The 25,813-nt window shown below is 69.6% G+C and carries 23 protein-coding genes; 18 read left to right on the top strand and 5 right to left on the bottom strand.

Going from position 1 to position 25,813, the window contains the following annotated elements:
• Positions 1 to 1,149 (top strand): PHB depolymerase family esterase, encoded by a 1,149-nt coding sequence (locus tag F3J18_RS05195; protein ID WP_240154604.1) that lies wholly within the window; start codon positions 1 to 3, stop codon positions 1,147 to 1,149.
• Positions 1,150 to 1,520: 371 nt separating this feature from the next.
• The gene (locus tag F3J18_RS05190) at positions 1,521 to 1,679 is read left to right on the top strand and encodes a DUF3309 family protein (protein WP_013690847.1); all 159 of its coding nucleotides are present in this window, start codon (positions 1,521 to 1,523) and stop codon (positions 1,677 to 1,679) included.
• Positions 1,680 to 1,813: 134 nt separating this feature from the next.
• Here F3J18_RS05190 and F3J18_RS05185 read toward each other — a convergent pair whose 3' ends face one another.
• Positions 1,814 to 2,527 carry an FCD domain-containing protein gene (locus F3J18_RS05185; RefSeq protein ID WP_166911777.1) on the bottom strand — a complete coding sequence of 238 codons (714 nt, stop codon included), beginning with the start codon at positions 2,525 to 2,527 and terminating at the stop codon, positions 1,814 to 1,816.
• Positions 2,528 to 2,696: 169 nt separating this feature from the next.
• Here F3J18_RS05185 and F3J18_RS05180 point away from each other — a divergent pair, with 169 nt between their 5' ends.
• Together F3J18_RS05180 and F3J18_RS05175 are read left to right on the top strand one after the other, a co-directional pair.
• Positions 2,697 to 4,223, top strand: coding sequence for an altronate dehydratase family protein (locus F3J18_RS05180; protein ID WP_166911775.1), 1,527 nt, complete (start codon positions 2,697 to 2,699; stop codon positions 4,221 to 4,223).
• 118 nt (positions 4,224 to 4,341) lie between these two features.
• Positions 4,342 to 5,319, top strand: a complete 978-nt coding sequence (locus F3J18_RS05175; RefSeq protein ID WP_013690844.1) for a 2-keto-3-deoxygluconate permease — start codon at positions 4,342 to 4,344, stop codon at positions 5,317 to 5,319.
• Positions 5,320 to 5,364: 45 nt separating this feature from the next.
• Here F3J18_RS05175 and F3J18_RS05170 read toward each other — a convergent pair whose 3' ends face one another.
• From F3J18_RS05170 to F3J18_RS05155, 4 genes are all read right to left on the bottom strand, one after another.
• Complete coding sequence (locus tag F3J18_RS05170) at positions 5,365 to 6,759, bottom strand: aspartate aminotransferase family protein (RefSeq protein ID WP_166911773.1); 1,395 nt, start codon at positions 6,757 to 6,759, stop codon at positions 5,365 to 5,367.
• An 88-nt stretch (positions 6,760 to 6,847) separates the two neighbouring features.
• The gene (locus tag F3J18_RS05165; protein WP_025097115.1) at positions 6,848 to 8,023 is read right to left on the bottom strand and encodes a porin; all 1,176 of its coding nucleotides are present in this window, start codon (positions 8,021 to 8,023) and stop codon (positions 6,848 to 6,850) included.
• A 136-nt stretch (positions 8,024 to 8,159) separates the two neighbouring features.
• Positions 8,160 to 9,104 (bottom strand): glyoxylate/hydroxypyruvate reductase A, encoded by a 945-nt coding sequence (locus F3J18_RS05160; RefSeq protein ID WP_166911771.1) that lies wholly within the window; start codon positions 9,102 to 9,104, stop codon positions 8,160 to 8,162.
• A gap of 135 nt (positions 9,105 to 9,239) precedes the next feature.
• Entirely contained in the window at positions 9,240 to 9,854 is a 615-nt protein-coding gene (locus F3J18_RS05155; RefSeq protein WP_166911769.1) for an amino acid synthesis family protein, read from the bottom strand.
• 143 nt (positions 9,855 to 9,997) lie between these two features.
• Here F3J18_RS05155 and F3J18_RS05150 point away from each other — a divergent pair, with 143 nt between their 5' ends.
• The 14 genes from F3J18_RS05150 to proX (F3J18_RS05085) all read left to right on the top strand — a co-directional run bounded on the left by F3J18_RS05150 (position 9,998) and on the right by proX (F3J18_RS05085) (position 25,467).
• Positions 9,998 to 11,809, top strand: coding sequence for a helix-turn-helix domain-containing protein (locus F3J18_RS05150; RefSeq protein WP_166911767.1), 1,812 nt, complete (start codon positions 9,998 to 10,000; stop codon positions 11,807 to 11,809).
• Positions 11,810 to 12,018: 209 nt separating this feature from the next.
• The gene (locus F3J18_RS05145; protein ID WP_025097119.1) at positions 12,019 to 13,002 is read left to right on the top strand and encodes a flavin reductase; all 984 of its coding nucleotides are present in this window, start codon (positions 12,019 to 12,021) and stop codon (positions 13,000 to 13,002) included.
• A 28-nt stretch (positions 13,003 to 13,030) separates the two neighbouring features.
• Positions 13,031 to 14,542 (top strand): aldehyde dehydrogenase, encoded by a 1,512-nt coding sequence (locus F3J18_RS05140; protein ID WP_025097120.1) that lies wholly within the window; start codon positions 13,031 to 13,033, stop codon positions 14,540 to 14,542.
• Positions 14,543 to 14,573: 31 nt separating this feature from the next.
• Positions 14,574 to 15,650: an LLM class flavin-dependent oxidoreductase gene (locus tag F3J18_RS05135; protein ID WP_025097121.1), complete on the top strand. Its 1,077-nt coding sequence runs from the start codon at positions 14,574 to 14,576 to the stop codon at positions 15,648 to 15,650.
• A 3-nt stretch (positions 15,651 to 15,653) separates the two neighbouring features.
• Positions 15,654 to 16,496 carry an alpha/beta hydrolase gene (locus F3J18_RS05130; protein WP_166911765.1) on the top strand — a complete coding sequence of 281 codons (843 nt, stop codon included), beginning with the start codon at positions 15,654 to 15,656 and terminating at the stop codon, positions 16,494 to 16,496.
• On the top strand, positions 16,493 to 16,861 hold the full coding sequence (locus F3J18_RS05125) for an NIPSNAP family protein (protein ID WP_166911763.1): 369 nt from the start codon (positions 16,493 to 16,495) through the stop codon (positions 16,859 to 16,861). The genes F3J18_RS05130 and F3J18_RS05125 overlap by 4 nt, the downstream gene beginning before the upstream one ends.
• A 5-nt stretch (positions 16,862 to 16,866) precedes the next feature.
• Positions 16,867 to 18,054: a glycine betaine/L-proline ABC transporter ATP-binding protein gene (locus F3J18_RS05120; RefSeq protein WP_025097124.1), complete on the top strand. Its 1,188-nt coding sequence runs from the start codon at positions 16,867 to 16,869 to the stop codon at positions 18,052 to 18,054.
• Positions 18,047 to 19,000: a proline/glycine betaine ABC transporter permease gene (locus F3J18_RS05115; RefSeq protein WP_096751484.1), complete on the top strand. Its 954-nt coding sequence runs from the start codon at positions 18,047 to 18,049 to the stop codon at positions 18,998 to 19,000. The genes F3J18_RS05120 and F3J18_RS05115 overlap by 8 nt, the downstream gene beginning before the upstream one ends.
• Positions 19,001 to 19,129: 129 nt before the next feature.
• Entirely contained in the window at positions 19,130 to 20,158 is a 1,029-nt protein-coding gene (gene proX / locus F3J18_RS05110) for a glycine betaine/L-proline ABC transporter substrate-binding protein ProX (protein WP_046578219.1), read from the top strand.
• A 68-nt stretch (positions 20,159 to 20,226) separates the two neighbouring features.
• On the top strand, positions 20,227 to 20,616 hold the full coding sequence (locus F3J18_RS05105; protein ID WP_025097127.1) for a carboxymuconolactone decarboxylase family protein: 390 nt from the start codon (positions 20,227 to 20,229) through the stop codon (positions 20,614 to 20,616).
• Between the two features lie 163 nt (positions 20,617 to 20,779).
• Positions 20,780 to 22,258, top strand: coding sequence for an NAD-dependent succinate-semialdehyde dehydrogenase (locus F3J18_RS05100; RefSeq protein ID WP_025097128.1), 1,479 nt, complete (start codon positions 20,780 to 20,782; stop codon positions 22,256 to 22,258).
• A gap of 22 nt (positions 22,259 to 22,280) precedes the next feature.
• Positions 22,281 to 23,675: an aspartate aminotransferase family protein gene (locus tag F3J18_RS05095; protein WP_166911761.1), complete on the top strand. Its 1,395-nt coding sequence runs from the start codon at positions 22,281 to 22,283 to the stop codon at positions 23,673 to 23,675.
• Between the two features lie 138 nt (positions 23,676 to 23,813).
• Entirely contained in the window at positions 23,814 to 24,341 is a 528-nt protein-coding gene (locus F3J18_RS05090; protein WP_013690827.1) for an Lrp/AsnC family transcriptional regulator, read from the top strand.
• Between the two features lie 94 nt (positions 24,342 to 24,435).
• The gene (proX, locus tag F3J18_RS05085) at positions 24,436 to 25,467 is read left to right on the top strand and encodes a glycine betaine/L-proline ABC transporter substrate-binding protein ProX (protein ID WP_166911759.1); all 1,032 of its coding nucleotides are present in this window, start codon (positions 24,436 to 24,438) and stop codon (positions 25,465 to 25,467) included.
• Positions 25,468 to 25,813 lie beyond the last annotated feature (346 nt).

The following is a 25,813-nucleotide window of genomic DNA, read 5'->3' as shown; positions in this document are numbered from 1 at the left end:
ATGCACGCCTATCCGACCATGCCTCGTCGATCTTCCCACGCCTGGCTGAAGCTGCTCGGCAGCTTCCTGAGCCCGGCGACGCGCAAGCCGAAGCGAGGCGGCGCGGTGAAACCCGCCAAGTCGGCCTCGAAGCCCGCGCCGCCCAGGCGTTCGCCCGCCACGCGCAAGGGGACCGGCAGCACCGCGGCGGCCTCGCCGAAGCCGGCCAAGCCCTCGGCAGCCGGTCGTGGCGTGCGCGCCCGGCCGAGCTTGTCGCGGCTCGGCAGATGGACGCGCTCCTTCCATTCGGCACGGCCCGCGCCGGGCCAGTTGGTCAATCACCTCGGCTACCTGCTGTACCAGCCGCCCGGCGTGCAGCCCGATGGCCCGCTGGTGGTGATGCTGCACGGCTGCAAGCAGACCGCCGAGGCGTTCGCGCTCGGCACCCGCATCGACCGCCTCGCCGATCGCCATGGTTTTTCGGTGCTGTTGCCGGAACAGTCGACCGGCAGGCATGCGCATCGCTGCTGGAACTGGTTCGATCCGCCGGCGCCCGGTTCGGACACGGATGCGGTGGGCTCGCTGGTGCGCGCCATGATCGCGCGGCACGGTTTCGACGCGGGGCGGGTCTACCTGGCCGGCATGTCGGCCGGCGCCAGCCTGGCCGCGCAACTCGGCCTGCACGAGCCGTCGCTGTTCGCCGCGCTCGCGCTTCATTCGGGGGCGGTGGTCGGTGCCGCGCGTTCGTCGGTCAATGCCTTGCGCGTCATGCAGCACGGCAGCCGCGACGAGCCGGTTTCGCTGGTCGACGCGATGGTGACGGTCGGCGGCTACCCGGGCATGCCGGTGCTGATCGTGCACGGGGAACTCGACGGCGTGGTCGCGAAGATCAATGCCGAGCAGGCGGCACGCCAGTGGCTGCGGGCCAATGGCCTGGTCGACGAGCACGGCGCGGAAATTGCCGGCACGCGCGTGCTGACCGAGCACGGCGACCGCCTGGTGATCGACCACCGGCGCGGCCGGCGCGCGATCGTGCGGGTCTGCATGGTGCGAGGGCTCGGCCACGCCTGGAGCGGCGGCGACGATCGACTGCCGTTCAACGCGGCGCGCGGCCCGGATGCCACCGCGATGATCTGGGCATTCTTCCGGAGCCGCCGGCGCGAGTCTTGAGTGACCGCGTTCACCGTTCGGCTCGAACGGCGCAAGTCTTCCGCGCCTTCCCTTTCCTTGATGCGAACTCGTGAAAATCTTACCGTCGGCGATGTACTTGCCGACGCACTTGCCGACATACGCCGCGTGGGGCGAGCGCGCTTGCTCCGGCGGTGATGAAGGATGCCCGGACATCCGTGCCATGGCGCGTCACCGGCATGTCGTCGACCCAGGCGAGGCGCCACGGGCATGGCGCGGTTTCCGGCAAGTCGCGCGGGCGGCGGGCTGGGTACGCGCCTTGCGACATCGATTCCGACGCCCAGGCCAGGGGAGCTCCGGCCAGGGATTCGCCCGGACAAGGCGTCATTCATACAAATCCAAGGAGGTACGACATGTCACTGGGACTGATTTTACTGATCATCATCGTGCTGATACTGGTCGGCGTGATTCCCACCTGGCCTCACAGTCGCAGCTGGGGTTACGGGCCGAGCGGCCTGCTGGGCGTGGTGCTGGTCATCGTGATCGTGCTGGTCCTGCTCGGGCAGATATAGCTGCGCTTGCCGGCCGATCCGTTCCGCTGATTCCCGCCGGAAGGCAGGCGAAACCAGGCCTCGCGTCCCGCCGAGGGCGCAGGCCGCGTTTCGCGGAAAGCGTCGGCCGCTTATTCGACCACTTACTTGCTCACTTACCCGCCCAACTCGACGTTGAACTGCCGCCCCACATAGTCGATGTGCGCGAACATCGCGTCCTGCGCCGCGTCGGGATTGCGGTCGCGAATGGCGCGATAGATGGTTTCGTGCTGGAGCAGCCGATCGCGCGCCTGCACCGCCGCATTGAGGTTGTTGACGGTCGCGTCGTAGGTATTGCTGGCGATATGCTCGCGCAGCATGGTGATCACGCCGGCATAGAACTGGTCCAGCATGCGGTTGTGCGAGGCCGCCGTGAGCATGGCGTGGAATTCGCAATCGGTGCGCGCTTCCTCGTCGACATCGGCCTGCTGCACGGCCGCCTGCATGCGCTCGAGTATCCCCTCGAAGCGCTCCACCTGCTGCGCCGATGCGCGTTGCGCGGCGAAGCGTGCCGCCGCGCATTCGAACACCATCCTGAATTCGAGCGTTTCCGAGCGCAGCGGCGGGGTTTCCGCGATCAGCTGCATCCACGGCGCCGCCGTGCCCACCGGCTTGTTCCCCAGCAGATAGACGCCGCTGCCGTGCCGGCTCTCCAGCAAGCCCTTGCTGACCAGCCGGCCGATTGCCTCGCGCACCGTCGCGCGCGACACGCCGAGCGACTCGGCCAGCGCCCGTTCGGCCGGCAGGCGTTCGCCGGCCAGCCATCGTCCCTCCGAAATACCGGTTTCGATCTGCCGGACAGTCCGATTCAGCGCACCCGTGCTTTTCATACCCCGTTCCACTCCTGACCCGCCTGGCCGGCCGCCCGGAAAAGTGGCCTGACCAATTTGCGCCGCCGTCGGCCTTCGCCGGATGATGCCTGCAACCGATCCAGCGCATGCGGCGTTCCACACGACAGGCGCGGCCCGGCAGCTCGACCCCACAATCAGGAGGCATCACATGAGCCAGCCCACGCTCGCCATCAAGCTGCACGACAAGGACGACGTGCTGATCGCGCGCGGCGCGATCGCCGCGGGAACGATTCTCGCCGAATTCGACGATCTTGTCGCAAGCGCCGAGATTCCGCCCGCCCACAAGATCGCCTGCCGCGACGTCGCGCAGGGCGCGCCGGTGCGCCGCTACGGCCAGATCATCGGCTTCGCCACGCAGGCGATCCGCGCCGGCGAGCATGTCCACGTGCACAACCTGTCGATCGGCGAATTCAATCGCGACTACGCGTTCGGCGAGGACCTCCGCCCGGTCTCGCCCGCCGCCGCGCCGCTCGATTTCCAGGGCTTTCGCCGCGCCGACGGGCGCGTGGCGACCCGCAACTACATCGGCGTGATCAGCACCGTCAACTGCTCGGCCACCGTCACCAAGCTGGTGAGCCAGCACTTCGCGGCGCCCGGCGCGCTCGATGCCTACCCGAACGTGGACGGCATCGTGCCGATCACGCACAGCTTCGGCTGCTGCATCGATCATCACGGCGAGGGCATCCAGCAACTGCGGCGCACCATCGGCGGTTACGTCAGGCATCCGAACTTTGCCGGCGTGGTGATCATCGGGCTGGGCTGCGAGGCCAACCAGATGGGCGCGATGTTCGTCGCCGAGGGCGTGGAGCCGGGGCCGCTGCTGGTGCCGCTGGTGATGCAGGAGGAGGGCGGCACGCAGAAGACGGTGGACGCCGCGATCCGCGCCGTCGAGGCGATGCTGCCGCTGGCCGACCAGGCGCGCCGCGAGCCGCTGCCGGTCTCCCACCTGAGCGTGGCGCTGCAATGCGGCGGCTCCGACGGTTATTCCGGCATCACCGCCAACCCCGCGCTGGGCGCCGCGGTGGACCTGCTGGTGAGCCACGGCGGCACCGCGATCCTGACCGAGACGCCGGAGATCTACGGCGCCGAACATCTGCTGACGCGTCGCGCGGTCAGCCGCGAGGTGGGCGAGAAGATCGTCGAGCGCATCCATTGGTGGGAATCGTATGCCGAGCGTGAAAAAGGCAGCATCGACAACAATCCGACGCCCGGCAACAAGGCCGGCGGGCTGACCACGATCCTGGAGAAGTCGCTCGGAGCGGTGGCCAAGAGCGGTTCGTCGCCGCTGATGGGCGTGTACCGCTACGCCGAGCCGGTCGACACGAACGGGCTGGTGTTCATGGATGCGCCGGGCTACGACCCGATGGGCGCGACCGGCCAGATCGCCAGCGGCGCCAACCTGGTGGTGTTCACGACCGGACGCGGTTCCTGCTTCGGCGCGAAGCCGGCGCCGTCGATCAAGGTCGCGACCAACTCGGCGATGTACCGGCGCATGGTGGACGACATGGACATCAACTGCGGCGAGATCATGGAGGGCGGCGCCTCGGTCGAGCAGAAGGGCGAGGAGATCTTCCGCATGATCATCGAGGTCGCCTCGGGCGGCAAGAGCAAGAGCGAGGCGCTCGGCGTGGGCAACGAGGAATTCGTGCCCTGGATGATCGGCGCGCAGATGTAAGGCGGCACGGCGGGCGCCAGGCGCGAGGAAGCGGCCCGCCGCGATCGATTCGATTCGCAATACCAATCAAGTGCCGGTGACGCGACGCCACGCAGTGCGCACCGGACGGAGACTCGGCATGAAGATCAAACGAGCCATCGAGCGCTTTCCCGGCGGCATGATGGTGATTCCCCTTCTGTGGGGCAGCGTGCTCAACACGTTCGCGCCGCACGTCCTCGCCATCGGCAGCTTCTCCACCCAGCTCGCCCACGGCGCCCTGCCGATCCTGGCGGTGTTCTTCGTCTGCATGGGGGCGGAGATCCAGTTGCGCACCGCCCCCCGGGCGCTGCGCAACGGCGCGGCGATCACGCTCGCCAAGCTGGCCAGCGGCGTGGCGATCGGCTTCGCGGTGAGCCGGCTGTGCGGGCCTCAAGGCCTGTTCGGCCTGTCGGGCATGGCGATCATCGCCGCGGTGACCAATGCCAACATGGGCCTGTACGCGGCGGTGACGCGCCAGTTCGGCGACGAGGTCGACCGCGGCGCGCTGGCGGTGCTCTCGATCCTCGAAGGGCCGTTCGTGACGATGGTGGCGCTCGGTTTGTCCGGGCTGGCGACCATCCCGGTGATCGACCTGGTGGCCACCGTGCTGCCGATCGTGATCGGCATGGTGCTCGGCAACCTCGACGAGGACATGCGGCGCTTCCTCAAGTCCGGCGGCGACCTGCTGATCCCCTTCTTCGCCTTCGGCCTCGGCGCGCAGATCAACCTGCACGCGATCCTCGGCGCGGGCCTGTCCGGCATCCTGCTCGGGCTCATCACGCTGGCCGCGGGCGCCGTGTGCAACGTGCTGGCCTCGCGGCTGGCCGGCGGCACCGGCGTGGCCGGCATGGCGGCGGCCACCACCGCCGGCAATGCGGTGGCGACACCCACCGCGATCGCGGCGGTGGACCCGCGCCTGGGCTCGCTGGTGGCGATGGCCACGCCGCAGATCGCGGCCTCGACCATCGTCACCTCGCTGCTGGCGCCCCTGGCGGCGGCCGCCTACGCGCGCTGGCATGGGCGCCGTCGCGCACGCGATGCCGAGCTTCACGAAGCGGCGTCGACGAGCAAGGCCTGATCGGCGGCACGGCCCCCGATCAGGCGATGCGGCGCGCGCGCAAGCTCAGGCCACGAGCCGGCCTCTGAGCGCCGCGCGCACTTCCGTCTCGTCGAGCACCTCGTCCAGCACGCGCTTCACGCGCGCCAACAGTTCCTCGCATTCGCTCTCGCTCAGGCACAGCGCGGGCGCGAAGCCGAGCGTGCCGTCGCCGAAGGCGCGCAGGACGATGCCGTTGCGGCCGGCCGCGTCGAACAGGCGCGTGGGCAGCTTCACGGCGGGATCGAAGGGCGTGCGCGCGGCCTTGTCGCTGACCAGCTCCAGCGCACCGAGCAGGCCGCGATGGCGCGCGTCGCCCACCAGCGGATGCTCGCGCAGGGCATCGAGCCCGGCGCCGAACTGCAGGGCGCGCGTGCGGCCGTTCTCCAGCAGCCCGCCCTCGTGATAGAGGCGCAGCACCTCCAGCGCGATCGCCGCGCTGACGGGATGCGCGGAATAGGTCTGGCCATGGCCGATCGGCGCATCGGCCGGCGCGCCGTCGGCGATCGCCTGGTAGACATGCTCGGCCATCAGCACGGCGCCCATCGGCGCGTAACCGGCCGTCAGGCCCTTGGCCACCGTCATCAGGTCCGGCTCGACCTGCTCGGCCTCGCAGGCGAACAGCGGGCCGGTGCGCCCGAAGCCGGTGATCACTTCGTCGGCCACGAACAGGATGCCGAGCCGCCGGCAGGCCTCGCGCATCGTCTTCAGCCAGCCCGTCGGCGGCACGATCACGCCGCCCGAGCCCTGCACCGGTTCGCAGAAGAAGGCGGCCACGTGCTCGGCGCCGAGTTCCGCCACCTTGTCCTCGAGCGCCTTGACCGACGCTGCGATGATCGCCCGCGGGTCGTCCGGCGTGGCGCTGCGATACGGATAGGGCGAGGGGATATGGTGCTGGGTCGCCTGCGGCAGGTCGAAGCCGCGATGGAACACCGGCAGCGCCGTGAGCCCCGCGCCGAACGAGGACGAGCCGTGGTAGCCGCGTTCCAGCGCGATGAAGTGCTTCTTCGCCGGCTTGCCGATCGCGTTGTAGTAGTAGGTGATGAAGCGCACCGCGGAATCGACCGCGTCGGAGCCGCCCAGCGTGAAGTAGATGCGCGACAGCGAGGCCGGGGCCAGCGCGGTGAGCCGCTCGGCCAGCTCGATGGCGGGCGTCGAGCCGAAGTGGAAATAGCCGGTCGCGTAGGGCAGCCGGCTCATCTGGCGCATCGCCGCCTCGACGATGCTGGCCTGGCCGTAGCCGGTGTTGACGCACCAGAGCCCGGCGAAGGCATCGAGCAGCTCGCGGCCGTCGGCGTCGCGCAACCATACGCCGTGGCCCGAATCCAGGATCGTCACGCCGCGCGCCTCGTGCGCGCGATAGGCCACGGCCGGGTGAATCAGGTGTCGACGATCGGCGTCGACCAGAAGGTCTTTCTGCATCTGCTACCTCGAAAAGGGATCCGCCGGGGGATCGGGACGCGGCCGGCGCATCGAGCGAACCGGCCGCGGAAACGACGCGCGAGCGCGTCTAGAAGCGATGGATCATGCCGAGCCGCACCAGCGTCTGGTTCTCGCCCGACGAGGCGCCGGCCGAGGCGGGCGTGGTGGCGAAATCGAAGGCCGTGCCGGTATGCGCGCTGACCACGTGCTGGTACGCGGCCTGCATGTAGAGCGAGGTGCGCTTGCTCAGGTCGTAGTCGAGCATCAGCGAGAGCTGGTGCCACTTCGGCTCGAAATCGCCGGTGCTGGCGTGCAGGTTCGCCTCGGTGAAGGTATAGGCGCCGAACAGCCAGAACGACGGCGTGAAGGCGTACTTCGCATTGACCTCGAAGTTGTCGAACTTCCAGGACTGCCAGCGGCCGCCCGGCGGCTGGGTGGCCGTCGAGGCGATATAGGCGTTGGCGGTCGGGTCGTAGACGTCGACATGCGAATAGGACAGGCCCAGCTTGGTGGCCGCGAACGCGTAGGACAGCCCCGCCACGATGTTCTGCTCGGACGAGCCGGTAAACACCGTGTCGGTGGACACCGCGCCGTTGGCCGAGCCGCCCGCGTCGATCTTCAGGTAGCCGAGCGCGGCGGTCAGGCCCGCCAGCTTGTATTGCAGGGCCGCGCTGTAGAGCCGGTTGTTGGCGAAGCCGGTGTCGTTGCTGAAGCCGTACATCGCCTCGGCCTTCAGGCCGTTGAAGTTCGGGCTGGTGTACTTGACCGAGTTGTTGACGCGAAAATCGAAGTCGGCGTTGTCGTTGTCGAACGGATGCGAGGCGACGTCGCCGCTCACGCCGCCCGCGCCCGTCAGGCCGCTCCAGAGATCGATGGTCGGGTCGTACTGGCGGCCGAACGAGAGCGTGCCGAGCCGGTCCGACTGCAGGCCGACCCAGGCCTGCCGGCCGAACTCGCGGCCGCCCTGCTTGAAGGCGCCGCTATTCACGTCGAAGCCGTTCTCGAGGCGGAACAGCGCGCGCGTGCCGCCGCCCAGGTCCTCGGAGCCGGCGATGCCCCAGCGGCTGCCGAAGGTGTCGCCGCTCTTCATCTGGAAGGTGCCGTGTCCCTTCGCGTTGCTGGTGTAGTTGAGCCCTTCGTCGATGATGCCGTACAGCGTGACGCTGCTCTGTGCCTGCGCCGCCGTGCTGCTGCCGGCGAGTATCGCCAGCGCCGTCGCCACCGCTGCCGCGATGCGTGTTTCCAAGCCTGCTGCCTTGCTCATGATTTCCCCTGGTGGTGGTCGTGTTGCATGAATCGAAGCCTTGCTGGCACTGCGCCGGCGTGCGGGTACACACCAGCGGACGAAGACGACCGATGGCGCGGCTCGGGCCGGATGAAACGAAAGGGTTCGCGCCGGCTCAGTAACCGCGCGAGAGATCGACGCCGGCCGGAATGCGGCCGCTGGCGCGATAGGCGGCGACGTTGGCCGCGACCACGGCCGCCGCCGTGTGCAGGTCGGTCGGCGCCGAGATGTGAGGCAGCACCGTCACGGCGGGATGGGCCCAGAGCGGCGAGGCTTCGGGCAGCGGCTCGACCTCGAACACGTCGAGTACCGCATGCGAGAGCCGGCCGGCATCGAGCGCTTGCAGCAGATCCGGGGTGACCACCACCGGGCCGCGCGAGAAGTTGATCAGCGCCGCGCCGGGCCGCATGGCCGCCAGCGTGTGCCGGTCGAACAGGCCGCGCGTCTCGTCGGTCAGCGGCACGAGACACACCACGATCTCGCTCGCGCCGAGCAGGCGCGCCAGGCCCTCGGCGCCGTGATGGGCATCCACGCCGGCCATGCGCTTGGGCGAGCGGCTCCAGCCGGCCACGCGAAAGCCCGCCTCGAGCAGGCGCGTCGCGGCGGCCGCCCCGAGCGTGCCGAGGCCGACGATACCGACCTGTATGTCCTGGGGCTTGCGATATGGCCGCTGCCGCCATTCGCGCGCCTGCTGCTGGGCGCGGTAGGCGGGCATCTCGCGTTGCAGGTAGTAGGTCCAGGCCAGCACCGCCTCGGCCATGGTGCGCGACATTTCCGGGTCCACCAGCCGGACCACGGGCGGCGCCGTGGCCGGCAGGCTCTCGACCAGTTGCTCGACGCCGGCCCACAGGCTCTGGATCCAGGCGAGCCGGGGCAGGGCGGCGAGTTCGGCGGGATCGGGACGCGCCACGATCGCGATCCTCGCGCCGGCGCGCGCATCGGCATCGGCCTCGCGCAGCGGCACGATGGTCTCGTCCGGCATCGCCGCGGCGAGCGCGGCGCGATACTCGGCCTCCTGCCCGGCGGGCAACCGGGTGGCCAGCATGATGATGTCGTTCATGGCGGGTGCCGTGGCGGCGGAAACGGTGGAGCGGGCGCGCCGTGCGGCGCGCCGGGGTTTGCTGCGAATCGGAGGAAAAGCGGAGCAGCGGCGCCGGGGCTCGGAGCAGGCGCGCCGCCAGGGCGCGCCCGCGCCTCAGTCGCCCCAGTTCTGCGCCTCGGCCGGCTTGCGGGCCTCCATCTCGGCCATGTCGATGAAGCGATCGCCGATGCGCGGATGAGCGCGTCCCCCGTCGGCCGCGCCGATCGCCACCAGCACCTCGTCGGGGCCCGGGGCGTCGGCGATCTGAAATGTCGCCGTCAGGAAGTGCGAGCGTTGGCCCGTGGCCGACTTGTGGATCATCGGCAGCGAGACCATCGAGCCCGGCCCGAGCCGCGTATTGGTGAAGCTCAGGAACGCGGTGCCGTCCACCGCCTCGCGGAACAGGTTGCCGAAGCGCAGCGTGTGGATCAGCGCCGAGGCGTGCTCGATCTCGCCGTTCACGCCCACCACGGCGGCCTTGCCATAGGCTTCCACGCGCGCGGCCGGCATCAGCGCCACCAGCCGGCGCGTCAGCTCGGCGCCCAGCGGCGGCGCGAGGCGCCGGATCTCCGGCTGCAGGTCCTCGCAGAAACCCTGCCCGGCCCAGGGGTTTTTCAGCACGGCGGCCACCACCACGGTGGTGATCGGGCGCGGCGCCGCGCGCCCGCCCTCGACCATCAGTTCCTCGACGAAGGTCGAGATCTTGCGCACTTGCAAATCGGTATTCATCAGCACTCCCATCGGATGACGTGATCGATGCGAGGCATGCTAAGTAGCGTCAATTCGAGCGTCTTCCTCCGTTCCGGGGGAAGCACGACTTTTTTGACACTGCGATAAGTCGTATAGTCAGCCACGCCCAACAGGAGCTCTCGATGCCGGATACGTTGTCGCTCATGTCGTCCCTGCGCGACGTCGCCAGCCGAATCAATGCGGATGCCGACGTCGACACGCTGCTGCACAGCCTGATCGAGCTGGCCTGCCATCACGGCTCCTGGGATCTCGGCTCGATCATGAGCGTGGATATCGCGCACGGTTATGCGCTGGTGATCGCGCGGCGCGACCCGACCCTGCTCAAGCGCGCGCTGGCCGACCGCTGGGAGCTGGCCACCAGCCCCGCGCTGGTCGCGCTGCAGCGCAACGAGCCGGTCTATATCCGCGACGCGCTGGAGACCACCGAATTCCTCGGCTACCGGCGCGAGGCGCCCGAGCGCGGCTACCGCACCGTGCTGGTGCTGCCGATGGCGAGCTGCGATGCCGAGGGGCGGCCGATGGTGTTGGTGGTGTCGGCGCGCAAGGTGGTGGACGTGGCACCCGAGCACCTGGCCTTCATGGAGCTGGTGGTGCACCTCGGCGCGATCGCGATCGAGCGCGCCCATCGCCAGCGCGCCCAGCAGGCCGCCGCCGAGCAGTTGCGGCGCGTGCTCTCGGTACAGGGCGCGATGCTGCAGGAGGTGCTGGTGGGCGGCTCGATGGACACGCTGACCGGCATGCTGGCCGACCTGCTCGACTCGCCGGTGCTGGTGATCGACTTCTACGGCGGCGAGCTGCTGGCCTCGCGCCCGCCCGTCGAGGGGCTCGACGGCGCCGCCTGGCGCGCCCTGCTCGACGGCGAGACCGGCCGCCAGATGCGCGAGACCGCGCGCGAGGCGATCGCGCGCCATGCCTTGCGGCGGGTGCGCTTCGAGCTGCCGGGCGGGGTGCCGCTCACGGCCGACGTGGAGCCCCTGACGGTGGACGGCGATACGGTGGGCGCGCTGCTGAGCTTCGGCGGGCGCGCCGAGGGCGACCTGCAGGCGCTCGCGATCGAGAGCGCGAAGTTCGCGATGAGCGTGCAGCTGATGCGTAGCGTGATCCGCTTTCGCGCCGAGACGCGCACCCTGACCGAGCTGTTCTTCGAGATCGTCGAGCGGCGCTGGCGCGACGAGCAGGACATCGTGGAGCGCTCGCGCCGGCTCGGCATTGCGCTGGGCGCGCCGATGCGCCTGCTGGTGGTCGACTATCCGCGCCGCGAGGGCCCCGCGCTGGACCGCTCGGCCGAATGCCATCGCACCGCCGGCCTGATCGCGGCCCAGCACAAGCTGGCCGCGCATCCGGTGACGGTCGGCGGCGGCCTGGTCTGCCTGCTGCCCGACGACGGCCAGCGGCCGCTGGCCAGCATCAACGCCTTCGCGCGCCAGCTGTGCGCGGCACTGAGCCCGCTGTTCGGCGGCGAGCCCACCCTGGTGGCCAGCGACCGCGTGGCGGGCCTGACCGAGCTGGCCAACGAATGGGACCGCTGCTGGCGGATGATCCGCGTGGCGCGCTCGTTCGGCAAGACCGGCGCGCTGAGCGTGCCGGACCTCGGGCCGCTGCCGATGCTGATGGGCGCGGCCGATTCGCCCGACGTGCGGGCCTTCATCACCGGCACCATCGGGCCGATCGTCGAATACGACGCCAGCCACCGCGCCTCCTACCTCGACACGCTGGCGATCTACATCCGCCACGGCTGCCGCAGCCAGGCCTGTGCCGACGCGATGGGCCTGCACGTGACCACGCTGCGCTACCGGCTGTCGCGTATCTCGGACCTGTTCGGCATCGACGTGGAGACGCCCGAGCGGCGCTTCGCAATCGAGCTCGCGCTGCAACTGCACAACCTGCTGGAGGGCAGCCCGCCGGTGGCCGCGGCGGCGCACGGCGCGCACTAGGCGGGACGCCCTCGCCAGCGCCTGCCGGCGGGGCCCGCGCGCGTCGCGGGCCCCGTCACCAGCTCGCCTGTGAAGTCCCGACTAGTGGTTTTCCCGGTCCGACGAACAGCAGGTGAGGTTCCCCCGGTTCTCCTTCGATCCGCAGGAAGCCAGCCCGATTTCAGCCACCTACATTCACCTCAGGACAACGATGTACGAGGTGAATGGCCATGCAAGCGGCAGTATCCGATAACCGAACCACCATCGACCCGAAGGCGCTGCGCCGTGCCTTCGGCACCTTCGTCACCGGCGTGACGGTGCTCACCACCATCGACGCCGAGGGCCGCCCGCGCGGCATGACGGCCAACTCCTTCGCCTCGGTCTCGCTCGACCCGCCGCTGCTGCTGGTCTGCGTCGGCGCGGGCGCGTCGAGCTACCCGGCCTTCGCCGCCGCCGACAAGTTCGCGGTGAACCTGCTGAGCGACAGCCAGGTGGATGTCTCCAACCTGTTCGCCTCGAAGGCGGCCGACAAGTTCGCCGCGATCAACCACGACGTGGTGCATACCGGCGCGCCGGTGCTGACCGACTGCCTGACCTGGTTCGACTGCTCGATGCACGACCGCGTCGAGGCCGGCGACCACCTGATCCTGATCGGCCGCGTGCAGGCCTTCGGCACCAGCCCCGCGGCGCCGCTGGGCTTCTGCCGCGGCCGCTACGCGCAGGTCAAGGACCCGCTGCCGCCGGGCTGGCTGTCGTCCACCGACATGATCGTCGGCTACCTGATCGAGGCGCAGGGCGAGGTGCTGCTGGTGGCCGACGGCAAGGGCGGCTGGGTGCTGCCCACCGCGCCGCGCCGGCTGGTGGACGCTCGCCTGCCGGTGGCGGGCGGCGGCTCGCTGGCGCTGGTGCCCGACGACACCTTCCTCTATTCCGTCTACGACACCGACGGCCACGATTCCGGCTACCTGATCTACCGGGCCCGCCTGGCCGAGCCGCGCGGCGCGCTGGCGCTGCCGCCGGAATTCCGCTTCTTCGCCCCCGACGCGCTTCCCTATGACGAAATCGCCTCGGTCGAGATGCGCGCGATGCTGCGCCGTTTCGTGCGCGAGACGGCAGGCGGCGGCAGTTATTCGATCTACATGGGCTCGCACGACGGCGGCCGCGTCGCGACGGTTGGCGCCGCGCAGCCGTGGCGCCATCACGTGCAGTCCTGAACCCAGGCTGGATGACCAAGGACATTTCATGAAGACCACAGTCGAAACCCTGCAGCATGCCCGCATCGGCAATTTCATCGACGGCCGCTTCGTCGAGCCGGCCAGCGGCAGCTACGCCCCGAGCTTTGACCCCACCACCTCGACGCCCTGGTACGAGTTCGCGCAGTCGAACGCGGCCGACGTCGACGCGGCCGTGCGTTCGGCCCAGGCCGCGCTGAAGAACCCCGCCTGGCGGCGCATGACCCAGACCGAGCGCGGCAAGCTGGTGCGCCGCCTGGGCGAGCTGGTGCTCGAGAACGCCGACGCGCTGGCCCTGCTCGAATGCCGCGACAACGGCAAGCTGCTCAAGGAGATGCGCGCGCAGATGCGTGCCATTCCGGATTCCTATCTGTATTTCGCCGGCATGGCGGACAAGCTGCAGGGCGACACGATCCCCGTCAACAAGCTCGACATGCTGAACTTCAACCTGCGCGAGCCGATCGGCGTGGTCGGCATGATCATCCCGTGGAATTCGCCGCTGATGATGCTGACCGGCACGCTCGCACCGTGCCTGGCGATCGGCAACACGGTGGTGGTCAAGCCCTCCGAGCACGCCACCGCCTCCTCGCTGGCGCTGGCCGAACTGGCCATCGAGGCGGGCATTCCGCCCGGCGTGTTCAACGTGGTGACCGGCGACGGCGCCACCACCGGCGAGGCGCTCACGCGCCATCCCGGCGTCGCCAAGTACGTGTTCACCGGCAGCACCGTGACGGGCCGCAAGATCGCCGGCAATGCCGCGCAAAACCTGGTGCCCTGCCAGATGGAGCTGGGCGGGAAGTCTCCCCACGTGGTGTTCGGCGACGTGGAGATCGAGCGCGCCGTCAACGGCGTGGTGTCGGGCATCTTCGCCGCGGCGGGCCAGACCTGCGTGGCCGGCTCGCGCTGCTTCGTCGAGGCCTCGGTCTACGAGCGCTTCGTCGAGGCCCTGGTGGAGCGAACCCGGCGCGTGCGCGTGGGCCATCCGATGCACGAGGACACCGATATCGGTCCGCTCGCGCTGGCCACCCAGCTCGACAAGGTGCAGCGCTACGTGGCCTCGGGCGTGGAGGAGGGCGCGCGGATCGCCGCCGGCGGGCGCCGCCCGAACACGGGCGCGCTGGCCGAGGGCTGGTACTTCGAGCCGACCGTGATGACCCAGGCCACCAACTCGATGCGCTTCATGCAGGAGGAGATCTTCGGGCCGGTGGTGGGCGTGGTGCCGTTCCACGACGAGGCCGAGCTGATGGCGCTGGCCAACGACACCGAATACGGCCTGGCCTCCGGCATCTGGACCCGCGACATCGACCGCGCGATGCGCTTCGCGCGCGACATCGACGCCGGCACGGTCTGGATCAACACCTACCGCTCGGCCGCCTACATGTCCTCGAACGGCGGTCTCAAGCACAGCGGCTACGGCCGGCGCGGCGGCTTCGAGGTGATGCGCGAGTTCTCGCGGCTCAAGAACGTGGTGCTCGACTACTCGGGCGCGATGCAGGACCCGTTCGTCATTCGTCTGCGTTGAAACGCGCGTTTCCATCCGACACGAGGCATCTATGAAATTCGCCGTATCACTGAGCATGGAGCGGTTCTCCCCCGAGGCGTCGATGACCGAGGCGCGCGACCGGCTGCTGGCGCTGGCGCGCGTGGCCGACGAAGGCGGCTTCGAGACGCTGTGGACCGCCGAGCACCACACCATCGAATGCACCATCTCGCCGAACCCGTTCACGGTACTGACCTGGCTGGCCCAGCACACCGAGCGCATCCGGCTGGGCACCGCCACCCTGGTGGCGCCGTACTGGTCGCCGATCCGGCTGGCCGGCGAGGCCGCCATGTGCGATCACCTGAGCAACGGCCGGCTCGAGTTCGGCATCGCGCGCGGCGCCTACCAATACGAGTTCGACCGGATGGCCGGCGGCATTCCCCAGCAGGAAGGCGTGGCCTACATGAAGGAGCTGGTGCCGGCCGTCAAGCGCCTGTGGGAAGGCGACTACGAGCACGACGGCCATTACTGGCGCTTCCCGCTCGCCACCTCGGTGCCCAAGCCGCTGCAGCAGCCGCATCCGCCGATCTGGGTGGCCACGCGCGACCCCGGCAGCTTCGACTGGGCGGTCGGCATCGGCGCCAACATCCTGTCCACGCCGCTGTCGGCGCCGCCTTCCGAGGTGGCCGTGCTCGGCGCGAAATTCCGCAAGGCGGTGGCCGACCATCCCGAGCATCCGCGCCCGCGCTTCATGATGCAGCGGCGCACCTGCGTCTACGATCGCGAGGAGGACTGGCAGACCGCGGTGCGCCACAGCGTCGACTACGGCCGCTACTTCGAGAACCTGATGCAGAACATCGGCACCGTGCACAACGGCTTCCCGGAAGCGGTGCCCTTCGAGACCGTGGCCAACCGCGCCAACTACGATCCCGCCGCGGTGCGCGACAACCTGATGTTCGGCACGCCCGACGAGGTGATCCGCAAGCTGCAGATCTACGAGGACGAGGGCGTCGACCAGTATTGCCTGGGCCTGTCGTTCAACCTGCCCTTCGAGCTGCAGATGAAGACGCTGCGCCTGTTCATCGACGAGATCATGCCGCACTTCGCCGCGCGCGAGCGCGAGCGCCAGGCCGCGGCGGCGGGGGCCTGAGCCATGCGCGACGCACTTCCCGAGGCGCCGCCCGACGCGATCGAGGGCAGCCTGGACGTCGACGGCGTGCGCCTGGCCTATCGCCTGCAGGGCGAGGGGCCGCGCGAGCTGGTCTGCATCCACGGCGTGGGCTCCTATCTCGAGGCCTGGCAGGGCGCCATCAACGCGCTGGGCCGCGGCTTTCGCGTGCTCAGCTTCGACCTGCGCGGCCACGGCCGCTCCGAGCGCGTGAAGGGGCGCTACGAGATCGACGATTTCGTCGGCGACGTGCTGGCGCTGGCCGATCACGCCGGCTTCGCCCGCTTCGACCTGGCCGGCTTCTCGCTGGGCGGCCTGATCGCGCAGCGGCTCGCGCTGACGCATCCGGCGCGGCTGCGCCGGCTCATGCTGCTGGCCACCGTGGCCGGGCGCACCGCCGAGGAGCGCGCGCGCGTGGCCGAGCGGCTGGCCGCCCTGCAGGCGGGCGAGCGCGGCGCGCATTACGACGCCTCGCTGTCGCGCTGGCTGAGCGAGGATTTCCAGGCGCGGCACCCGGCGCTGGTGGACGAACTGCGCCGGCGCAACGCGCAGAACGATCCGGACTGCTACGCGGCGGCCTACCGGGTGCTGGCGCAGACCGATTTCGGCGGCCTGATCGACCAGATCGCGATGCCGACCCTGATCGCGACCGGCGAGCACGATGCCGGCTCGAACCCGCGGATGGCACGCTACATGCATGAACGGATTCCGGATTCGCGGCTGGCGATCCTGCCGAAGCTGCGCCATTCGCTGCTCAACGAGGCGCCCGAGCAGGTGGCCGCGCTGATGCGGGAGTTCCTGATTGACAGCGGGGAGGCGGCCCGATGATCGTCGAGGAGCGCATCTACCGGATCCGCAACGGCGCGATGGGACGCTTCCTGAAGCTGGTGGCCGAGGAGGCGCTGCCGATGCAGCAGCCGACGCTGGGCAACCTGCTCGGGTATTTCACCACCGAGATCGGCTGCCTGTCCCAGGTGGTGCACTGGTGGGGCTATGCCGACCTGGAGGACCGCCGCCTGCGCCGCCAGCGGCTCGCCGCCGACCCGCGCTGGCAGGCCTTCATTCCGCGCCTGTCCGAGCTGATCGAGCAGGCCGAGAACCGGATCCTGGTGCCGACCGCGTTTTCGCCGCTGCAACAACTGCCGACCGGGCAGGCCGAGCCGGGTGCCCGGCCCGTTCCACCGAAGGAGTGAGCTTGATGACTGAACGCCTGAAAATCGAGCATCTGTACAAGGTGTTCTCCGATCGCCCCGAGCGCGCGCTCGGCATGCTGCGCCAGGGCGCCAGCAAGGCCGACGTGCTGCGCGACACCGGCCAGGTGGTGGGCCTCGACGACGTGTCGCTGAGCGTGCCGGCCGGCGCGATGTACATGATCATGGGCCTGTCCGGCTCCGGCAAGTCGACCCTGGCGCGCTGCGTGAACCGGCTCAACGAGCCCAGCGCCGGGCGCATCCTGCTCGACGACGTCGACCTCTGCGCGCTGGGCGAGCGCGAGCTGCGCGAGGTGCGCCGCAAGCGCATCTCGATGGTGTTCCAGCATTTCGCCCTGCTGCCGAACCGGCGCGTGATCGAGAACGTCGAGTTCGGCCTGAAGCTGCGCGGCGTGGACGGCACGACGCGCCGCAAGCGCGCCGAGCAGGTGCTGGAGGTGGTGGGCCTGGCGCGCTGGGCCAGCAAGATGCCGCACGAGCTGAGCGGCGGGATGCGCCAGCGGGTGGGCCTGGCGCGCGCGCTGGCCACCGACGCCGACATCCTGATCATGGACGAGGCCTTCAGCGCGCTCGATCCGCTGATCCGCACCGAGATGCAGGACGAGCTGCTGCGCCTGCAGCGCAGCCTCAACAAGACCATCCTGTTCATCACGCACGACTTCCAGGAAGCACTGAAGCTGGGCACGCGCATCGCCATCATGTCGGAAGGCAAGCTGGTGCGCGAGGGCACGCCGCAGTCGATCGTGACCGCGCCCGGCAGCGACTACGTGGCCGCCTTCACGCGCGAGGTCGATCGTTCGCGCCTGTTCAACGCCGAAGCCTCGATGACGCCGCTCGCGCCGCTGGTGCGCCGCGAGGGCTGGACCGTGCTCGGCTGCGCGGGGCCGGGGCCGGCCTTCGTGGTGGACGGCGAGGCGCGCGTGCTGGGCATGCTCGGCGCGGTGGGCGACACGCAACTGCAGGCCTTGCGCGACGGCGCCGCGCTGCCGCCGCTGGACGGCGCGTTCGCCTGCGTGCCGGGCCATGCGCGCCTGATCGACGTGGCCGGCCATTTCGGCACGGCGCGCGCGCTCGGCGTACTCGACGAATCGGGCCGGCTGGTCGGCCGGCTGGAAGCGGGGCAGGTCCTCGCACGCATCGGCGCGGGCAGCGTCAACGGAGCTCATCATGCTTAAAGCCGACGATCTGGCGGTATTCCCGATCGCGCAGTGGATCCAGGCCGCCGTGCAGTGGATCGCGCTGCACCTGCGTCCGCTGTTCCTGGCCGTCAAGTGGCCGATCCAGAAGCTGCTCGAGGCCAATATCGACGCCCTGCACGCGGTGCCGTTCCCGCTGTTCTGCCTGGTCTGCGCGCTGCTGGCCTGGCGCTTCGCGGGCCGCGCGATCGGCGCCTTCACCCTGCTCGGGCTGCTGGCCATCGCGGTGCTCGGCGTCTGGTCGGACGCGATGACCACGCTCGCGCTGATCGTCACCGCGATCGCCTTCTGCGCGGTGATCGGGATCCCGGTCGGCATCGCCTGCGCGCGCAGCGAGCGGGTCTGGCGCGTGGTGCAGCCGATCCTCGACATCATGCAGACCACGCCCACCTTCGTGTACCTGGTGCCGGTGGTGATGCTGTTCGGGGTGGGCACCGTGTCGGGCGAGGTGGCGGTGGTGACGGCCGCGATGCCGCCGCTGATCCGCTTCACCAATCTCGGCATCCGCATGGTCGACCACGAGCTGGTCGAGGCCGGCCTCGCGTTCGGCGCGGATCGCCGCCAGTTGCTCTGGGAGGTGCAGTTGCCGCTGGCCGTGCCGACCATCCTCGGCGGCCTGAACCAGACCGTGCTGACCGCGATGGTGATGTCGGTGGTGATCTCGATGATCGGCGCCGAGGGGCTCGGCCTGGTGGTGCTGCAGGGCCTGGGCCGGCTCGACGTGGGGCAGGCCGCGATCGGCGGCGTGGCGATCGTGCTGCTGGCCATGATGCTCGACCGCGTGACGCAGAAGCTGGCGCGTTCGCAGCCCGGCGCGGGCGGTTCGCTGCGCTCGGTGCTGGCGCGGCTGGTACGCGGCGGCGGGCGCGGCGAGGCCGCGGCGCCGGCCCTGCCCGAGCGCAGCGATCCCAAGCAGGCGCTCTGACGTCATGCAGCGCAGGCGCGCGGCCGCGCGGGGCGGCCGCGCCGTGTTCCCGGTCGCCGGCATGGCGCCGGATCGATTCCCAGCAAGCATCGTCCATGGACGATCGTATCCACACGCAGGAGTAGCTCGATGAAGAGGTTGGCGGCAGCATGCGGCGCGGCAGCGCTCGCGGCGGTGATGATGGCAGGCGTGCCGGCGTTCGCGCAGGACATGCCCGGCAAGGGCAGGACGATCCAGTATTCGCAGGGCGACAGTTTCGGCGGCAACTACGTCGCCACCCAGATCGTGATGGCGGCCATGAAGCGGCTCGGCTACGAGGTCAAGCTGACCACCATGAACACCACCTTGTTCTTCCAGGCGGTGGCGCAGGGCGACGAGGACCTCGCCACCGACGTGAACTTCCCGCAGCGCGAGCTGGCGTTTCGCGCGGTCGAGAAGGACGCGCAGATCGTCGGCACCGGCATGATCGTGGGCGGCGGCATCAACGGCTACTTGATCGACAAGAAGACCGCCGACGCCTACAAGATCACCAATCTCGCCCAGCTCAAGGACCCGAAGCTGGCCGCGCTGTTCGGCTCGGACGGCAAGGCGCAACTGATCAGCTGCGATCCGGGCTGGAGCTGCGGCGACGTGGTCGACTTCCAGCTCAGGAAGTTCGGCCTGCAGGACACGGTGCGCGCGGTGCGCGGCAAGTACGAGGCGCTGATGGTCGACACGGTGGCGCGCATCAAGCAGGGCAAGCCGGCCTTCTTCTATGCCTGGAGCCCGTCCTGGACCGTCAGCAGCCTGGTGCCGGGCAAGGACGTGGTGTGGCTGCCGACGCCGGAAGCGGCCCTGCCGCCCAACATGCCCAACAGCGGCTCGCCGCTGGTGAGCGGCGTGAAGGGCTGCGCCGGCGACGCGGACCCCTGCCGGATGGCGATGGCGTCCTGGAACTGGGGCGCCGTGGGCAACCGCGGCTTCATCGCGGCCAATCCGGCGATCCGCTCGCTGATCGAGCAGATCAAGTTCCCCTCGACCACCTGGTCCGCCTGGGAATACGCGATCAGCAAGAAAGGCGGCAGCCAGGCGCTGATCACGCAGCTCGCCGGCGACTGGATGGCCGGCAACAAGGCGCAGCTCGATCAATGGATCACGGTGGCCAGCCAGGCGAAGTAAGGCATGGCCTCGACCGGGCGCACGGCGAGCCGTGCGCTTTTTTTTCGCCCGACGAAAGGAGAATGGAGATGAACGAAGACGACGCGCTGTTCCGCAAGGGCCTGCCGATCCGCCGCGAGGTGCTGGGTGCCGAGTATGTGGATGCCTCGATGGCGAAGGCCGACGATTTCATGATGGCGTTCCAGCGTGCGACTACCACCTGGGCCTGGGGATGGGCCTGGGGCGACGAGACCCTGGACCGCCGCACCCGCAGCCTGATGCAGATCGCGCTGCTGACCGTGGCGGGCCATACCAACGAGCTCAAGCTGCATGTGAAGGGCGCCTTGAACAACGGCGTGAGCGTCGAGGAGATCAAGGCGGCCCTGCTGCACGCGACGGCGTATTCCGGAATTCCTCACGGCCTCGGTGCCTTCAAGGCCGCGCACGAGGTGCTGCTGAGCGAGGGCGCGCTGGGCTGAATCGGTTGGGGCTGAATCGGGCAGGGCGGCGTGGGTTCCGGTTCTTTCCGCGCGCCGCCCGACAAGCAGAAAAAACCGCAAGCCGGGCGCCCCGGAACCAAAAGTTTCGGGCAGCCCGCCGGGACATAGTAATGGCCATACCGTTCCTTCTGGAGTCGATGCCATGCTTACCGGACATCCCGTCCCGATCCGCTCGTTGTGCCATGTCGACGGCCGCTGGCTGTCGAGCGACAGCGGCGCGACGCTCGAGGTGCGCAATCCCGCCGACCGATCGGTGATCGGCCAGGTGCCGATGCTCGATCGGGCGCAGATCGTGGCGGCGGTGGATGCCGCGCAACGCGCCCACGAAAGCTGGCGCTGGGTACCCCAGGCGCGGCGCAGCGCCTTGCTGCTGCGCTGGCACGCGCTGCTGCTGCGCCATCTCGACGATCTCGCGGCCCTGCTGTCGCTCGAACAGGGCAAGCCCTTGGCGCAGGCCCGGGGCGAGCTGCGCTACGGCGCGAGCTTCATCGAGTGGTTCGCCAACGAGGCCAGGCGCCCGGCAGGGCGCACCATCGCCTCCCATATCGACGGTGCCCAGCTGGGCACGATCGCCGAGCCGGTCGGCGTGGCCGCGCTCATCACGCCCTGGAACTTCCCGATGGCGATGATCACCCGCAAGGCCGCCGCGGCGATGGCGATCGGCTGCAGCGTGGTGGTCAAGCCCGCGCACGAGACGCCGTTCTCCGCGCTCGCGCTGGCCCACTTCGCCGAGGAAGCGGGCTTCCCGCCCGGCGTGTTCAATGTGGTGCTCGGCGAGCCGCAGATGGCGATGGAGACGCTGGTGGCCGACACGCGCGTGCGCGCGGTCAGCTTCACCGGCTCGACGCGCGTCGGCAAGCTGGTGATGCAGGCCGTCGCCGGGGCCGGCATCAAGAAGGTGGCGCTGGAGCTGGGCGGCAACGCGCCCTTCGTCGTCACCGCCTGCGCCGATCTCGAACGGGCGGTGGCGGTAGCGGTCGAGGCGAAGTTCCAGACCTCCGGGCAGGACTGTTGCGCCGCCAACCGCATCTACGTGGCGCGGCCGCTCTACGAGGCCTTCCTCGAACGTTATGCCGCCGCCGTGCGGGGCTTGAAGGTGGGCCCGGCGTTCGAGCCTGGCGTGCAGATCGGGCCGCTGATGCACCAGGCCGCCTTCGATGCCACCGCCGCGCGCGTGGCCGATGCGCGCGAGCAGGGCGCGCGCATCCTGGCCGGCGGCGGCGCGCATGCGCTGGGCGGCTGGTTCTTCGAGCCCACCGTGATCGCCGACGCGCGGCCCGGCATGCGCGTGGTCGACGAGGAGAACTTCGCGCCGATCTCGGCCGTCAGCGCCTTCGACACCTTGGACGAGGTGGTCGCGGCGGCCAACGATACCGAATACGGCCTGGCCGCCTACGTGTGCGCGACGCGCGCCGACTTGATCTTCCAGCTGGTGCGCCGGCTCGATTTCGCGATGATCTCGGTGAACGGTTCGAGCTTCACCGGCGCGCCGGTGCCGTTCGGCGGCATGAAGGCTTCGGGGCTCGGCCGCGAGGGCGGCAGCGAGGGCTTCGAGCCGTTCACCGAAACCAAGTACTTCTGCCTCGGCGATCTCGGCCTGCCCGTGACGCCGACGGCCTGACGCAAGCACAACAGGAGATTCCATGACTCAGCCGCTCGACACGCTGTTCGACCAGGACCGCGAACATTTCATGCACCCGTCGACCCATGCCTACGACCATGCTTCCGGCGCCCTGCCGGGCAAGATCATCCGCGGCGGCAAGGGCATCCGCATCGAGGACCACCAGGGGCGCGAGTATATCGACGCGTTCGCCGGGCTCTATTGCGTGAACATCGGCTACGGGCGCACCGAGGTGGCCGACGCGATGCATGCCCAGGCGAAGGCGCTGGCCTATTACCACACCTATGTCGGCCATTCCTCCGACGCGATCATCGAGCTCTCGTCGCGCATCATCGCGTGGTCGCCGGCGGGCATGAAGAAGGTGTATTACGGCATGTCCGGCTCGGATGCCAACGAAACCCAGGTCAAGATCGTCTGGTACTACAACAACGTGCTGGGGCGGCCGAACAAGAAGAAGATCATCTCGCGCGAGCGCGGTTATCACGGCTCGGGCATCGTGACCGGCAGCCTCACCGGCCTGCCGAGCTTCCACCAGCATTTCGACCTGCCGATCGATCGCGTCAGGCATACGATCTGCCCGCATTGGTATCGCAAGGCGCCGGCCGGCATGAGCGAGCCGCAATTCGTCGCGTATTGCGTCGAGGAACTGGAGAAGCTGATCGCGCGCGAGGGGGCGGATACGATCGCGGCCTTCATCGCCGAGCCCGTGATGGGCACCGGCGGCATCATCGCGCCGCCGGCCGGCTACTGGGACGCCATCCAGCAGGTGCTGCGCCGCCACGACATCCTGCTGATCTCCGACGAGGTGGTCTGCGGCTTCGGCCGGCTCGGTTCGAGGATGGGCGCTCAGCATTACGGCATCGAGCCGGACCTGGTGACCGTCGCCAAGGGGCTGACCAGCGCCTATGCGCCGCTGTCGGGCGTGATCGTCGGCGAGCGCGTGTGGGAGGTGATCGCGCGCGGCTCGCGCGAGCATGGCCCGATGGGGCACGGCTGGACCTATTCGGGGCATCCCGTCTGCGCGGCGGCCGCGCTGGCCAACCTCGACATCCTGGAGCGCGAGAACCTGGCCGGCAACGCGGCCGAGGTCGGCGCCTATTTCGGCGAGCGCCTGCGCGAGCAGTTCGGCGCCCATCCGCTGGTGGGCGAGGTGCGCAGCGTGGGCATGCTGGCCGCGCTCGAATTCATGTCCGACAAGGACGCGCGCCAGCCCTTCGATCCGGCCTTGAAGATCGGCGCGCAGGTGTCGGCGGCCGCGCTCGAACGCGGCGTGATCGCACGCGCCATGCCGCACGGCGACATCCTCGGTTTCGCGCCGCCGCTGGTGATGACGCGCGGCGAGGCCGACGAGATCGTCGCGCGGGTGAAGCAGGCGGTCGACCAGGTTGCGGATCGCGTCGCGGCCGGCGCCAGGTAAACCCGCGGAACGCACGAGAGCCGGGCGGCGCTGCTAGCGAACGACGGAGCGCCGCGGCCCGCTTTCCTCGTTTCGGAGGAAGCACGGTTTTTTGGCATCCCCTAAGGTAGGTCCTCCAGTCGAGGATAGGGGGAGACCATGAAGGCTGAACAGGCAGGCGCCGGGGCGGGGCGGATCAAGCTCGATCGTTACGACATCGCGATCCTGCGGATCCTCTCGACCGAGGGGCGCATCACCAAATCGCGGCTCGCGCAGGAGGTGAACCTGTCGATCTCGCCGGCCTGGGAGCGCGTCAAGCGCCTGGAGGCGCAAGGGCTGATCCGCGGCTATCGCGCGGAGGTGGATTGGGCCGGCGCGTTCACCGGCAGCCGCGTGGTGGTGGAGGTGACGCTCGCGCGGCACACCGCGCAGGACATGCGGCGCTTCGAGGAGCGGGTCGCGGCGGCGCCGGAGATCGTCGAGTGCCTGGCCACCGGCGGCGGCGTGGACTATGTCATGCAGGTGCTGTCGCGCGACATCGAGCATTACCAGCAGTTCATCGACGGCTTGCTCGGCGCGCAGCTCGGCATCGAGCGGTACTTCACCTACGTGGTGACGAAGGTGGTCAAGACCAAGGTGGATGGTTTGCCGTCCTGGGCGTCCGACGCGAACCTGTCGGCCCGCTGAGGCGGTTCTCGGCAAGTGGAATACAAGAACAGACCGGCGCGCCTGGCGTGCCGGCATGCAGCACACCCTATCCAGACAGGCATGGAGATCGATCATGAACAGACTGAAACCGGCGCTGGCCGCCCTGGCGTGCGTCGCGATGTTCGCTACCGGCGGCGCGACGGCATCCGCCGCCGAGCTGCCGGGCGCCGGCAAGACCATCAACTATGCGCAGACCGACGGCCTCGGCGCCAACTACGTGTCGGTGCAGATCACCATCAAGGCGCTCAAGGCGATGGGCTACGAGGTCAAGCTCAAGACCATGGGCACCGTGCTGTTCTTCCAGGCCGTCGCGCAGGGCGACGTCGACCTGGAAACCGACGTCAACTTCCCGCAGAGCGACCCGGATTTCCGCGCGGTGCAGGATCGCGCCGTGCAGGTGGGCCGCGGGCAGATCGACGGCGGCGGCATCAACGGCTACCTGATCGACCGCAAGACGGCGCTCGCGCACAACATCACCAGCCTCGAGCAGATGAAGGACCCGAAGATCGCCGCGCTGTTCGGCAACGACGGCAAGGCGCAACTGATCAGCTGCGACCCCGGCTGGAGTTGCGGCGACGTGGTGAACTACCAGCTCGACAAGTTCGGGCTCCGGCAGACCGTCAAGCCGGTCACCGGCAAGTACGAGGCGTTGATGGCCGACGTGGTGTCGCGCATCAAGGGCGGCGAGCCGGCCTTCTTCTATGCCTGGAGCCCGTCCTGGACCACCAGCGAGCTGGTGCCGGGCAAGGACGTGGTGTGGCTGCCCACGCCGGCCGACGCGCTGCCGCCGAACGTGCCGAACGCGGGCTCGGCGCTGGTGAAGGACGTGCCGGGCTGCGCGGGTGGGGCGAATCCGTGCCGGATGGCGATGGCCTCGTGGAACTACAGCGCGGTGGCCAACAAGGGCTTCATCGCCGCGAATGCGCCGGTGCGCGCGCTGGTCGAGCAGATCCATTTTCCCTCGTCGACCTGGTCGAACTGGGAGCTGGCGATCAGCCAGGCGCATGGATCGTCGGCGATCGTCACGACGCTGGCGGACCAGTGGATCGCCGCGAACAAGGCGACCTTCGATCAGTGGGTGGCGGCGGCGAGCAAGGGGCGTTGAGGACGATTGGGTCTTGATCTTGCGAGGGCGGCCGCGGCGGCGAGATCCGGGCCGGTCTTGCAGGGCGGTCGGCGCCGGGCCCCGAGCTTGGCCGTGGCAGGGCGCCGGCACCGGAAGGGATGGAGAGCGCTCGCGGAGTAGAATCGCCGGTTTCGTGCTTCTCCCGGACGCGTGCCGCTCCCCACCCGGGCCGGCATCCGGCCGATCGGCGGCGAACCCGCCATCGGCTCCGCGCCTCGCGCATCGATCGAGATGCCGGCCAGGCCCGCCCGGGCCGATTGCGCCCGCTGCATCCGGGGCGGCACCGCCATTCGCCTCCAACACAAGATCGACCAAGGATTCGCCT

The sequence above is a fragment of the Burkholderia sp. Ax-1720 genome (assembly GCF_011753035.1).
Lineage (GTDB): Bacteria > Pseudomonadota > Gammaproteobacteria > Burkholderiales > Burkholderiaceae > Burkholderia > Burkholderia gladioli.
Note: the sequence above shows the minus strand (reverse complement) of the source record. Positions and strands in the feature narration are given on the sequence as shown.